Genomic DNA, 11,539 nt, shown 5'->3' with positions numbered 1-11,539 from the left:
CGGGCTGGTATCCTTACGGTCTGGACATGGCAGGAAGGATGGGGGCGGGGCGCCTGCGCGCCCCGCCCGCGCCGTCTTCAGGTCAGCGCGTTGATCGCGGCGTAGATGCCGGCCGCGTCGATTTCCTTGGCGTAGGCTTCCATCACCGGGTTCACCGCGGCGTTCATCTTGTCCCGCTCGGTGAAGGCGATCTTCTTCAGCCGGCCGGCCGATTCCAGCGCCGTGATCTTCTGCGCGTCCTCGGAGCTTTCGGCATTGCGGCCGAACACGCCGGCCTCGCGCCCTGCGCGGCGCACCGCTTCCTGCACCTCGCGCGGCAGGCGCGACATGGTCTGGGCGGAGAAGCACAGCGGCCGCACCGTGATCGCGTGCTGCGTCATGATCAGGTTCGGGCCGACCTCGTAGAAGCGCATCTGCTCGACGCCCGCGGCCTCGTTTTCGCCGGCCTCGATGACGTTGTTCTGGATGGCGTTGTAGACCTCGTTGTAGGCGATCACCTGTGGCGCCATGCCGATCGCCTGGAAGGTGCGCGACCAGATCGGCGCGCCCTGCACGCGCACGCGCAGGCCGCGCAGTTCCGCCATGTTGGTCGCCGGGCGGTTGGCGAAGATGTTGCGCGTGCCGCCGCCGGCGTAGCCGATCAGCGCGACGCGGGCGCGGCGTTCCACCTCATCGGCCACCGGCTTCAGCATGTCGCCGTCCAGCACCTTGTTCCAATGCGCCAGGTCGCGGAACAGGAAGGGCGCGTCGATGAACGGCGCGGCGCGGCTGAAGGTGGACATGTGCGCCGGGCTGACGATGCCGAAATCCACGGCGCGGCCGGCCGACATGTACTCGAAATACTGCTTCTCGAGGCCCAGCGAGCTGTTCAGGTGCCAGACGAAATTGATCGGGCGGCCGGAATATTCCACGAGCTTCGTGGCGAAGTGCTTCATCGCCCGCGTGAAGACGTGTTCCTCGTTGAACTGGCTGGCGCCGTTCAGCGTGATCGGGGCCTGGGCGCGCGCGACATGCGGCGCAGCCAGCAGGCCCGAGGCTGCGGCAATGCCGCCCAGCAGAACGCGACGTTCCATGGATGCTATTCTCCCTTTGTGGTGGCCGGGTCGCACGCCCGGTTCGCCGCCGAGTCCTACACCGGCCGCCAGGCCTTGGGAACCGCGCAGTTACCCGGCAGCCTTCACCCATTTCAGGATGTGGCGGGCCGCCAGGCAGGCCTCGCCATGCTGGTTCACCACCGTGCAGGCGGCTTCCGACCGGCCACGGTCTGCATCCAGCACCTCCACCCGATAGGTCGCCGTCAGCGTGTCGCCGATGCAGGCCGGGCGCAGGAATCGCACGCGGTCGTAGCCCACCGAAACCGGCACGCCTTCCGCCCCGGCGGCGATGGCGCGGTGCGCGATTGCGGACGCGGTGGCAGACAGCAGCCCCAGCACCAGCGCGCCATGCGCGATGCGCTGGCCGAAGGGCGTGCGCGCGGCATACTCGGCATCGACATGCAGCGGGTCGTGGTCGCCGGTGATCTCCGCCGTCAGCAGCAGGTCGCGTTCCGTCAGCGTCTTGCTGAAGCGCGCCTCCGCCCCCGGCTCCAGCCCCAGCCTCATGCGAGGGCCGCGAGGCGCGGGGAGGCGGGGCGGGGCGGGCGGCCCGCCAGCCTTGCGGCCAGGCCGATATGCGCCTCCTCGAACAGTGCGGCGTCCATGGGCCGGAGGTCGGCGGCGATGGCGGGCTGGAAGCCCATGCGGGCGGCAACCTGCTGCACCGTCAGCCCCGGCGCGATCTCGATCATCTCCGGCCCCGACTCACCCAGGCGGAACACGGCGGATTCCGTCACATACAGCACCGGCTGGCCGCGTTCCCGCGCGAAGCGGCCGGAGAAGGTGATCTGTTCCACCTGCGCCACCGCCTTGGGCTTGCCGCCCGCGGTCAGCGTGCCGCCGAAGATCACCCGTTGCGCGTTCTGGCTGATGTTGATGAAGCCGCCCGGCCCGATGATGCGCCCGCCGAAGCGGGAGACGTTGACATTGCCCGCCGCGTCGAACTCCGCGAAGGACAGGAAGGCGAGGTCGAGCCCGCCGCCATCGTAGAAATCGAACTGGTAGGGCTGGTCCACCTGCGCGTCCGGGTTCATCGCCGCCCCGGCCTCCCCGCCCGAGGCCGGCGCGCCGCCGATATTGCCCTGTTCGTTGGTCAGGCAGATGGCGTCCAGGCAGCCTTCCTCCGCCGCCACATTGGCGATGCCGGTGAAGATGCCGCTGCCGAGGTTGCAGATGGCGCCGGGGAACAGTTCCAGCGTGCCGCGCCGTGCGACGATCTTGCGGGCATCCAGCTTCAGCCGGGGAATGTCATCCAGCGGGACGCGGAACTCGCCGGCGTAGGATGGAGAGTAGGGGGTGAGAAAAGTCTGCTCCTGCTCCGGCGCCACCACCACCAGGTCCACCAGGATGCCGGGGATCTTCACCATCTTCGGGTGCAGGCTGCCGCGGCGCGCCATGCGCTTCACCTGCACCACGACGATGCCGCCGCAGCGCTTCGTCGCCTGCGCCTCGGAGAGCATTTCCAGCGTCACCGCCTCCTGCTCCATGGAGACGTTGCCATCCTCATCCGCCGTGGTGCCGCGCAGGAAGGCGATGTCCACATGGTAGGGTTTGTAGAACAGCATCTCCTCGCCGCGCAGCGTCACCAGCTCCACCAGCGGCTCGGTGGCGGAGGGGCTCTGGCGGCCACCTTCCAGCCGGGGGTCGACGAAGCTGTGCAGGCCCGTCTTCGTGAACAGGCCCATGCGGCCGGCGGCCATCTCCCGCATCAGCTGGGACAGCACGCCCTGGGGCAGGGACCAGGCCTCGATCTCGTCGGCCAGCGCCATGGCGCCGATCGGCGGGCTGTTGACGTAGCTGCCGGCGATGTTGCGCCTCAGCAGGCCCTTCTGCGCCAGGTGGCCCAGCCCGCGCGAGCCACCATCGCCGACGCCCACCGGATGCAGCGCCGTGATGCCGCGCGGCGAGCCGCTTTCCCGGAAGCGTTCGCCGAGGGCGGCCAGCAGCGCGTCCGGCACCGCATGCCCGCCGCCGGAGCCGCCGATCAGCAGCGTGTCGCCATCCCGCAGCAGCGATGCCGCCTGCTGCGCCGTGACCTTGCGCATCCCGCCCGTTTCCCCAACCGTCCTTCCGGCTACTCTACCGGCGCCAGGGGCGGGAGGAAACGGGATGGACGACGGTCAGGTGACACTGGCGGTGGCGGATGGCGTGGCGCGGCTGACGCTGGACCGGCCCGCCAAGCACAACGCCATCACCAATGCGATGGCGGAGCAGCTGGCGCAGCACGCCCGGGCGATCAACCTGGACGATTCGGTGCGCGCCGTGCTGCTGCAGGGCGCCGGGGAGCGTGCCTTCTGCGCCGGCATGGATCTGCGCGCCATCGAGGCCTTCCCCAGCGCCTGGGATTTCCGCCACCGCCCCGACTATCCCGGCGCCGTGCGCGGCATCCGCAAGCCGGTGGTCGCGGCGCTGAAGGGCTGGGCGCTGGGAGGCGGGTTCGAACTGGCGCTGGCCGCCGATATCCGCGTCGCCGGCCAGTCCACCCGCATCGGCTTCCCCGAGGTGACGCGCGGCTGGGTGGGCGGCGGCGGCGCCTCGCAGATGCTGCCGCGGCTGGTCGGAGTGGGCCAGGCGATGCGCCTGCTGCTGACCGGCGAGCAGGTGGATGCGGCGGAGGCGCTGCGGCTGCGCCTGGTGGAACAGGTGGTGGCGGATGCGGATGTGCCGGCCACCGCCCTGGCGCTATGCGAGCGCCTGGCAGCCTTCAGCCCGGTGGCGGTCCAGGCGGTGAAGGCCTGCGTGCGGCACGCGCTCGAGATGCCGCTGAGCGCCGGCCTGGCCTATGAGAACGAGATGAACGTGCTGTGCCTGGCGGCGCTGCGCGAAGGGGGCAGGGCGTGATCGGCATCGGCATCATCGGGCTCGGCATGGCGACGCAGCCGCACATGCTGGCGATCCGCGACCTGGAGGCCGCGGGCACGGCGCGGCTGGTCGGCGGCTTCTCCCCCAGCGCGGCGCGGCGGGACGGTTTCGCGCTGCGCTGGGGCGCGCCGGTGTTCGAGAGCCAGGCGGCGCTGCTGGCCGTGCCGGGGCTCGACCTGGTGCTGGTGCTGACGCCGCCCGGCCACCATCTGCCGGTGGCCCGCGCCGCCGCCGCGGCGGGCAAGCACCTGCTGGTGGAGAAGCCGCTGGAGCGCAGCGCGGCGGAGGCGGCGGCGCTGGTGCAGGCGGCGCGCGACGCCGGGGTGACGCTGGGCGTGGTGTTCCAGCACCGCTGGCGGCCGGCCGCGCGGCGGCTGAAGCAGGCGGTGGCGGCGGGGGAGCTGGGGGAGCTGCTGTCCTGCTCCGCTTCCATCCGCTGGTGGCGCGATGCCGCCTATTTCGCGCAGCCGGGGCGGGGCATGAAGGCGCGGGATGGCGGCGGCGTGCTGCTGACCCAGGCGATCCACACGCTGGACCTGCTGCTGCACCTGGCCGGCCCGCTGGCCCGAATCGGCGCCCTGGCGCGCACCAGCGGCCTGCGCGCCATCGACACGGAGGACATGGCGGCGGCCGCGCTGCATTTCGCCAGCGGTGCCATCGGCGCGCTGGATGCGACGACGGTGGCCGAGCCCGGCTACCCGGAGCGCGTCGAGATCGCCGGCACCGGCGGCAGCGCGTCCCTGGTGGCGGAGCGCCTGGAACTGCACATCAAGGGCCGGCCGGTGGAGGTGGTGGAGGGTGCCATGGCCGGCGGCGGCGGCGCCGACCCCATGGCCTTCGACCACGGCCCGCACCGCGCCATGCTGGCCGAAAGCTGCGCCGCCATCGCCGAGGGGCGCGCCCCGGCGCATGACGGCGCGACGGGCCTGCCGGTGCTGCACGCCATCGAGGCGATGCTGCGCAGCGCCGCGCTGGGTGCCTTCGTGGATGTCGCCGGCTGACCTCAGGCGGGCGGCGCGTCCACCGCCAGCGTGTGCACCATCAGGTCGTTCTCCCCCTTCTGCACCACCTCGCCACGCTGGTTCGCCAGGGCGAAATCCATGGTGAGGATGCCGCGCGCCGGGTTCTTCGTCAGCCGCTTCGACAGCACGGTGATGCGCGCGGCGATGCGGTCGCCAACCAGGATCGGGCCGCTGAAGGACCAGCGCCAGGACAGCGACACGATGGCCGCGAACCGGGTGGGCGCGCGGTTCTTCAGGCCGTCGCAGAGCGCCAGGCCCAGCAGCCCATGGGCGACGCGGCCGGGATAGCCCAGGCCGCGGGCGTAGTCGTCATCCATGTGGATGTCGAAGAAGTCGCCGGTCAGGCCGGCGAAGGCGACGATATGCGCCTCCGTCACCGTGATGCCGCCGGTCTCGATGACGAGGCCGGGCTCCACCTGTTCATAGCGCAGCAGCGCCTGATCGATCTTCATAGCCGGTGCAGGTGCAGGCCGCCGTCGATGTGGAAGGCATCGCCGGTGGAGAAGGGGATGGCGCCGGTGACCAGGGCGGCGATGGCGCGGCCGACATCCTCCGGCTCCCCCCACCGCCGGATCGGCGAGAGCCCGGCGGCGATCCGCGCCGCGTAGCGCGCGGCGACGCCGGCGGTCATGTCCGTGCGGATCACGCCGGGGCGGATATCGAAGACCGGAATGCCTTCCTCAGCCAGCCGGTCCGCGAAGCAGCGCGCGACCATGGAGACGGCGATCTTGCTGGCGCTGTACTCGGCACGGTCCGAACTGACCAGCGCCGCATTGGCCGAGGAGATGAACACCAGCGCGCGGTGCCCGCGCGCCGGGGCGCCTGCCGCCACCATGCGCCGCGCCAGGTGCTGGGAGACGAAGAAGGGCGCGCGGGTGTTGATGTCGAGGCAGCGGTCCCAGGAGTCCGGCGTCACCGCCAGCAGGTCGCCGCGCTGCAGGGCGCCGACGCCGGCGTTGTTCACCAGCGCCTCCACCCCGCCGCGCACCGCCCAGGCCCAGTCGATGAGCGCCTCGATCTCCCCGAGATCGGCGACGTTGCAGAGCCGCCAGGCGAAATAGCCGCCCTCGGCTTCCACCGCGGCCGCGGTTTCGGCGAAACCCTCCTCGGCGATGTCGCAGGCCAGGATGTCGTAGCCCTTGGCGGCCAGCGCCACGCAGGCGGCGCGGCCGATCCCCCGCCTGCCGCCGGTGACGAGCGCGACGGGGCGGGTCACGACAGGATCTCGCGTGCCATGATGATCCTCTGGATCTGGTTGGTGCCTTCGTAGATCTGCGTGATCTTCGCGTCGCGGTACAGCCGCTCCACCGTCACGCCGCGGATGTAGCCGGTGCCGCCATGGATCTGCACGGCATCCGCCGTGCGCGCCACCGCGGCGTCGCTCGCGAAGCACTTGGCCATGCTGGCTTCCAGCGTCACGCGGCGGCCGGCATCCATGCCCTGCGCGGCGTCGCGCACCAGCAGCCGGGCGGCGTGCGTGTCCTTCGCCATGTCGGCGATCAGGAAGCGGATCGCCTGCTGCTCCGCGATGGGCTTGCCGAATTGCACGCGCTGCTTCGCGTGGCCGATGCTTTCCTCCAGCGCCGATTGCAGGATACCCAGCGCCAGGGCCGCGATGCCGATGCGGCCCTTGTCCAGCACCGACATCATCATGTGGAAGCCGCGGCCTTCCGGCCCCAGCAGCGCCGCCCCCGGCAGCCTGACATCGGTGAATCGCAGCCCGCCGACCGGGGAGGCGCGCTGGCCCATCTTGTGTTCCGCCCGCAGCCGTTCCACGCCCGGCGCATTCAGATCCGCGAGGAAGATGGACATGCCGCGATGCCCGGCGGCGGGGTCCGTGCGCGCCAGCACGGCGGCGAAATCCGCGCGCGGCGCCATGTGGATCCACATCTTCTCGCCATCCAGCACCCAGTCCGGGCCGTCGCGCCGCGCGGTGGTCTTCAGGTTGGCGAGGTCCGATCCCGCCTCCGCCTCGGTCAGCGCATAGGCGCAGCTGGTCTCGTAGCGCAGCAGGGGTGTCAGATACTGCGCCTGCTGGGCCGGCGTGCCGTGCTCCGAGAGCAGGGTCCCCAGCAACTCCACCAGCCCCACCTGGTCCGCCACGCTGGCATAGCCGCGGGACAGTTCCTCCATGACCAGGGCATAGGCCTCGACCCCCGCCGCGGCGCCGCCGAGCGCCTCCGGCACGGTGATGCCGAGCAGGCCGAGGCTGCCCAGCGCGCGGTAGAGGTCGGCGGGGAAGCGCTCCGTCTCGTCCAGCTCGGCGGCGCGCGGCGCGACCTCCGCCTCCGCGAAGCGGCGCGCGGTGGCGCGCAGGGCATCCAGCATCTCCGGATCGGCCACGGTTTCCCCCTCTCGTTGGGGGGCATCCTGCCGCGTCAGCCGCGCCCCGGCCAGACCGCCGGACGCACGCCGGCGGCCGTCACCAGCCCATAGGCGGTGATGCCGAGCGCGACGCCGAGGAAATGCCCCTCGATCCCCATGCCTAGCGGCCCGGCCAGCAGCCAGCCGCCACCCACGGCCAGCGTCAGCCGGGTGAGCGCGCCGGCCACCGGGTAGCCCATGCGCCCGGCGCCCTGGCTGGCGAAATACAGCGCCATGCCCAGGCCGAAGCCACCGAAGGCGAAGCCGACATAGGCCAGGCCGCGCGCCGCGATGGCGAGCACGGCGGGGTCCGCCGTGAACAGCCCGGCCACCTGCGCCGGCGCCAGCGCCACCACCAGCCCCGCCGCGCCGGTCAGCGCCAGGGCCAGGGCCGCGCCCGTCCAGGCCAGGGCACGCGCCTCCGCCCAATCCCCGGCCCCGGCGGCGCGGCCGACCAGCGCCGTCAGCGCCGAGCCGATGCCAAACGCGAGCGGGATCATCAGGAATTCAAGCCGGGCGGAGATGCCATAGGCAGCCACGGCCACCGCGCCATGCGCCGCCATCTGGGCGGTGACCAGGATGGTGGCGAGGTTGGCGATCACCGCCAGCCCGCTGGCCACCAGCCCCACCGACAGGATTTTTCCGAAGACCCTCGCCTGGGGCCGCATCCGCAGCGTCGGGACGAAGCCGGCGCCACCACGCAGCACCACCAGCCCCATGGCCAGCGTCGCCACCCAGAACACCAGCGCCATTGACGCCCCCAGCCCGGCCAGGCCCATGCCGAGGGGTTCCGCCAGCGCCCAGCCGGTGGGCGGCAGGGCAGCCCAGGCCAGCACCAGCACCCGCGCCGCCAGCGCATGCCGCCCGCCGCCGCGCAGCACGGAGGCCAGGGTGTTGGTCATCCACACCGGCACCGCCCCCAGCCCGAACAGCCAGGCGGCATAGGGCGCTGCCGCCTCCGCCGTCGCCGGCCCGCCGATGGCGCCGAGGATCGCGCGCGGGAACAGGCCGAGCGGCAGGGCGAAGACCAGCCCGGCGGCCAGCGCGATCAGCGCCGCATGCAGGACCATGGCCGACGCCTCCTCCCGCCTCCCGCCGCCCAGCGCGCGGGCGATGGCGGAGACCACGCCGCCGCCCATGGCGCCGGTGGACATCATCTGCATCAGCAGCACGAAGGGCAGGGCGGTGGCCCAGCCGGCCAGCGCTTCCGTGCCCTGCCGCGCCGCCAGCCAGGTTTCCGCCAGCTGGCCCGTCACCTGCAGGATCGCCACCAGCGCCGTCGGCGCCGCCAGCGCGCCGATCCGGCCGAGCCGCGCGCGGATCACAGGGCGATGGCGGCGGCGGGGCGGCGCGGGTCCGCGGCAGCGGCGATCAGCCCGCGCGCCGGGTCCTTCCGCACCAGCTCGACGCAGCCGGCCAGCCAGGTGCGCTCCGGCCACAGGCGGATGGCGTGGCCGCGCGCCGCCAGCGCGTCCCGCACCGCCTCCGGGATGCGGGATTCCACCGCCAGCCGGGCCGGGAAATGGTCATGCGGGGCGCTGGTGCCGGGGAAGGCGTAGCTGGCGATTCGCGGCGCCTCCACCGCCGCCTGCGGCGTCATGCCATGCACGAACAGGTTCATCAGCACCTGCAGCAGCGCCTGCGGCTGCACGTCATTGCCCGGGGAGCCGAAGGGCATCACACTGCCATCCGCCCCCAGCGCCAGCGCCGGCATCGGCGTCAGCCGAGGCCGCTTGCCCGGCGCCAGCCCCGCCGGATGCGCCGGATCCGTGCGGTTCTGCGAGCCGCGGTTGGACGGCACGAAACCGAGCCCGGGGATGACCGGGCTGGACCAGGAAGCATCGGAGGGCGCGCAGGAGAAGGCACCCCCCCAGCGATCCACCACCGCGACATAGGAGGTCCCGGCCTCCACCGGCGGGTCCGCTGCCAGGGATGCCGCGGGCTGGCCGCGCCCGGTGCCGAGCAGGGCCGGCATCATGCCGGGATGCGCCCGCCCCGGGTCGATCTGCGCCACGCGCGCGGCGATGTGCGCATCTGACAGCATCGCCGACAGCGGCACCGCGACGAAATCCGGGTCGCCGACATGGTGTTCGCGGTCGGCGAAGGCGATCTTCAGCAGCTCCGCCATCAGGTGCAGGTAGTCCGGCGCGTTGTGCGGCAGCGCGGCCAGCCCGGCGCGTTCCGCCATCAGCAGCGCCTGCAGCAGGGTGGGCCCCTGGCACCACGGCCCGCCGGTGAAGACGCGCTGGCCGCGCCAGGCGATGGAGACGGGCGGGGCCACCGGGCAGCGGAAGCGGGCCAGATCCTCGCGCGAAAGCCAGCCACCCTCCGCCTGGATGAAATCCACCATGCGGGCGGCGATGTCGCCGCGGTAGAAGGCATCCCGCGCGGCCTCCAGCCCTGCCACGCGATCGGCGCCGCGGGAAAGCGCCGCGCGCTCCTCATCCGCCATGAAGCGCAGCGTGGCGGCGAGGTCGGCCTGCAGGAAGCGGTCGCCCTCGGCCGGCGGTGCGCCGCCGGGCAGGAAGATGGCGGCGTTCTGCGGCCAGCGGCGATACTCCGCCGCATGGTTGGCGATGTTCTCGGCCAGCAGCGGATAGACCGCGAAGCCTTCGGCGGCGAAGCGGATGGCGTGCGCGGCGATCTCGGAAAACGCCATGCTGCCATGGCGCTGCAGCGCGGTGATGAAGGCGCAGGGCGCGGCCGGCACCACCGTGCGCAGCACGCCCGCCGGCATCTTCCCGCCATGGGCGCGCTGGAAGAACGCCGCATCGGTCGCCGCCGGCCAGGGGCCGACGCCGGCGATGCTCTCCACCGTGCCGGCGGCGGTGCGCAGCAGGATGGGCGCGACGCCGGCGATGCTCACCAGGTCCGGATGCAGCACGCCGAGCGCGAGGCCGGCCGCGCAGCCCGCATCCACCGCATTGCCGCCGGCTTCCAGCACCGAAAACCCGGCGGCGCTGGCCAGATAATGGCCGGCCGAGATGGCGTGGCGGGTGCCGCTGACCGTCTCCCGCGTCAGCATCACTCCACCGTCACCCCCGCCTGCCGCGCCACCCGCGTCCAGCGGGCGATTTCCGGCCCGATGATGGCGCGGAATTCCGCCGGCGTGCTGATGGTGGGCTTCATGCCGATGCTGGCGATGCGCTGGGCGAAGCCGGGCAGGGCGGCCACCTGGGCGATGGCGGCCGCAAGCCGGTCGACGATGGCAGGCGGCGTGCCTGCCGGCACCACGAAGCCCAGCCAGCCGCTGGCCTGGTAGCCGGTGAAGCCGATCTCGGCGAAGGTCGGCACGTCCGGCAGCAGCGGGTCGCGGCTGGCGCCGGTGGTCGCCAGGGCGCGCGCCTTGCCGTCGCGCACCGCGGCGACCACGGCATTCACCGTGTTGAAGTTCATGTCCACCTGGCCGCCCAGCATGTCCGTCAGCGCCTGCGGGCTGCCGCGATAGGGCACGTGCAGGATGTCCACGCCCGCGGTCTGCTTGAAAAACTCCGCCGCCATGTGGGTGGAGGTGCCGGTGCCGGCGGAGGAATAGGACAGCCCGCCGGGCCGCGCCCGCGCCGCCGCCAGCAATGCCGCCACCGTGCGGAAGGGCGATTCGGTGCGCACCACCAGGGCGCTGTCATTGGCGCCCACCAGCGCCACCGGGTCGAAGCTGCCCACCGGGTCGTAGGGCAGGGTCGCGCGGATGGCGGGGTTGATGGCGAGCACGGAGGAATTCGCCATCAGGATGGTGTAGCCATCGGCCGGCGCGCGCGCCGCGGCCTCCGTCCCGATCATGCCGCTGGCGCCGGCGCGGTTCTCGATCACCACCGCCTGGCCCAGCACCTCCGTCAGACGCTGCGCATAGGCGCGGGCCAGCAGGTCCGTGCCGGCGCCGGGCGGGAAGGGGACGATGATGCGGATGGCGCGGCTGGGCCAATCCGCGGTCTGCGCGGCGCCCGGCCGGGCCAGGAGAAGGCCGGGCAACGCCAGCATGGAGCGGCGGGGGAGCAGGGTCATCGCGCGGTCCCTTGTTCGATCGGCAATGCCATGCTGGCACCCCCGTGCTGCGCTGCGAAGGGCCTGCGGCGATGCCAAGTTGCGTGGCCCCCGATCACGGCCGGGAAGGCTGGTCGAGCGCGGCCGGCCGGGGCCGCGCCCGGCGCAGGAGGGCGTGCAGGGCGGCACGCGGGGGATGGCTGGGGCCGGCCTGGA

General features: G+C 72.8%; 11 protein-coding genes. 2 read left to right on the top strand and 9 right to left on the bottom strand.

Annotated features, from left to right (window positions below):
• Positions 1–77 precede the first annotated feature (77 nt).
• From HEQ75_RS05530 to HEQ75_RS05520, 3 genes are all read right to left on the bottom strand, one after another.
• Entirely contained in the window at positions 78–1,073 is a 996-nt protein-coding gene (locus HEQ75_RS05530; protein WP_168027965.1) for a TRAP transporter substrate-binding protein, read from the bottom strand.
• Between the two features lie 90 nt (positions 1,074–1,163).
• Positions 1,164–1,601 (bottom strand): MaoC family dehydratase, encoded by a 438-nt coding sequence (locus tag HEQ75_RS05525; protein ID WP_168027963.1) that lies wholly within the window; start codon positions 1,599–1,601, stop codon positions 1,164–1,166.
• On the bottom strand, positions 1,598–3,139 hold the full coding sequence (locus HEQ75_RS05520; RefSeq protein WP_168027961.1) for an acyl CoA:acetate/3-ketoacid CoA transferase: 1,542 nt from the start codon (positions 3,137–3,139) through the stop codon (positions 1,598–1,600). Before HEQ75_RS05520 ends, HEQ75_RS05525 begins: the two co-directional genes overlap by 4 nt.
• Before the next feature lie 64 nt (positions 3,140–3,203).
• Here HEQ75_RS05520 and HEQ75_RS05515 point away from each other — a divergent pair, with 64 nt between their 5' ends.
• Positions 3,204–3,935 (top strand): enoyl-CoA hydratase/isomerase family protein, encoded by a 732-nt coding sequence (locus tag HEQ75_RS05515; RefSeq protein WP_168027959.1) that lies wholly within the window; start codon positions 3,204–3,206, stop codon positions 3,933–3,935.
• On the top strand, positions 3,932–4,957 hold the full coding sequence (locus HEQ75_RS05510) for a Gfo/Idh/MocA family protein (RefSeq protein WP_328733416.1): 1,026 nt from the start codon (positions 3,932–3,934) through the stop codon (positions 4,955–4,957). Before HEQ75_RS05515 ends, HEQ75_RS05510 begins: the two co-directional genes overlap by 4 nt.
• A gap of 2 nt (positions 4,958–4,959) precedes the next feature.
• Here the strand turns inward: HEQ75_RS05510 and HEQ75_RS05505 are convergent, their stop codons facing one another.
• Genes HEQ75_RS05505 through HEQ75_RS05480 form a run of 6 tightly spaced genes read right to left on the bottom strand, consistent with a single transcriptional unit; the run spans position 4,960 to position 11,344 of the window.
• Positions 4,960–5,430: a MaoC family dehydratase gene (locus HEQ75_RS05505; RefSeq protein WP_168027957.1), complete on the bottom strand. Its 471-nt coding sequence runs from the start codon at positions 5,428–5,430 to the stop codon at positions 4,960–4,962.
• A complete protein-coding gene (locus HEQ75_RS05500; protein WP_168027955.1) occupies positions 5,427–6,194 on the bottom strand; it encodes a 3-ketoacyl-ACP reductase in 768 nt (255 codons plus the stop codon). Before HEQ75_RS05500 ends, HEQ75_RS05505 begins: the two co-directional genes overlap by 4 nt.
• A complete protein-coding gene (locus tag HEQ75_RS05495) occupies positions 6,191–7,306 on the bottom strand; it encodes an acyl-CoA dehydrogenase family protein (protein WP_168028213.1) in 1,116 nt (371 codons plus the stop codon). Before HEQ75_RS05495 ends, HEQ75_RS05500 begins: the two co-directional genes overlap by 4 nt.
• Positions 7,307–7,356: 50 nt before the next feature.
• Positions 7,357–8,667 (bottom strand): MATE family efflux transporter, encoded by a 1,311-nt coding sequence (locus tag HEQ75_RS05490; RefSeq protein WP_168027953.1) that lies wholly within the window; start codon positions 8,665–8,667, stop codon positions 7,357–7,359.
• Positions 8,664–10,367, bottom strand: a complete 1,704-nt coding sequence (locus HEQ75_RS05485; RefSeq protein WP_168028211.1) for a gamma-glutamyltransferase family protein — start codon at positions 10,365–10,367, stop codon at positions 8,664–8,666. The genes HEQ75_RS05490 and HEQ75_RS05485 overlap by 4 nt, the downstream gene beginning before the upstream one ends.
• Entirely contained in the window at positions 10,367–11,344 is a 978-nt protein-coding gene (locus HEQ75_RS05480; RefSeq protein WP_168027951.1) for a Bug family tripartite tricarboxylate transporter substrate binding protein, read from the bottom strand. The genes HEQ75_RS05485 and HEQ75_RS05480 overlap by 1 nt, the downstream gene beginning before the upstream one ends.
• Positions 11,345–11,539: the final 195 nt, after the last annotated feature.

This window comes from Falsiroseomonas selenitidurans, from assembly GCF_012103215.1.
In the GTDB taxonomy this organism is placed as follows: domain Bacteria; phylum Pseudomonadota; class Alphaproteobacteria; order Acetobacterales; family Acetobacteraceae; genus Falsiroseomonas; species Falsiroseomonas selenitidurans.
Note: the sequence above shows the minus strand (reverse complement) of the source record. Positions and strands in the feature narration are given on the sequence as shown.

Bases quoted from the DNA above. Each gene is read 5' to 3' on its own strand.
- HEQ75_RS05530 (WP_168027965.1), bottom strand. From the start codon at position 1,073: ATGGAACGTCGCGTTCTGCTGGGCGGCATTGCCGCAGCCTCGGGCCTG.
- HEQ75_RS05525 (WP_168027963.1), bottom strand. From the start codon at position 1,601: ATGAGGCTGGGGCTGGAGCCGGGGGCGGAGGCGCGCTTCAGCAAGACG.
- HEQ75_RS05520 (WP_168027961.1), bottom strand. From the start codon at position 3,139: ATGCGCAAGGTCACGGCGCAGCAGGCGGCATCGCTGCTGCGGGATGGC.
- HEQ75_RS05515 (WP_168027959.1), top strand. From the start codon at position 3,204: ATGGACGACGGTCAGGTGACACTGGCGGTGGCGGATGGCGTGGCGCGG.
- HEQ75_RS05505 (WP_168027957.1), bottom strand. From the start codon at position 5,430: ATGAAGATCGATCAGGCGCTGCTGCGCTATGAACAGGTGGAGCCCGGC.
- HEQ75_RS05495 (WP_168028213.1), bottom strand. From the start codon at position 7,306: ATGCTGGATGCCCTGCGCGCCACCGCGCGCCGCTTCGCGGAGGCGGAG.
- HEQ75_RS05485 (WP_168028211.1), bottom strand. From the start codon at position 10,367: ATGCTGACGCGGGAGACGGTCAGCGGCACCCGCCACGCCATCTCGGCC.
- HEQ75_RS05480 (WP_168027951.1), bottom strand. From the start codon at position 11,344: ATGACCCTGCTCCCCCGCCGCTCCATGCTGGCGTTGCCCGGCCTTCTC.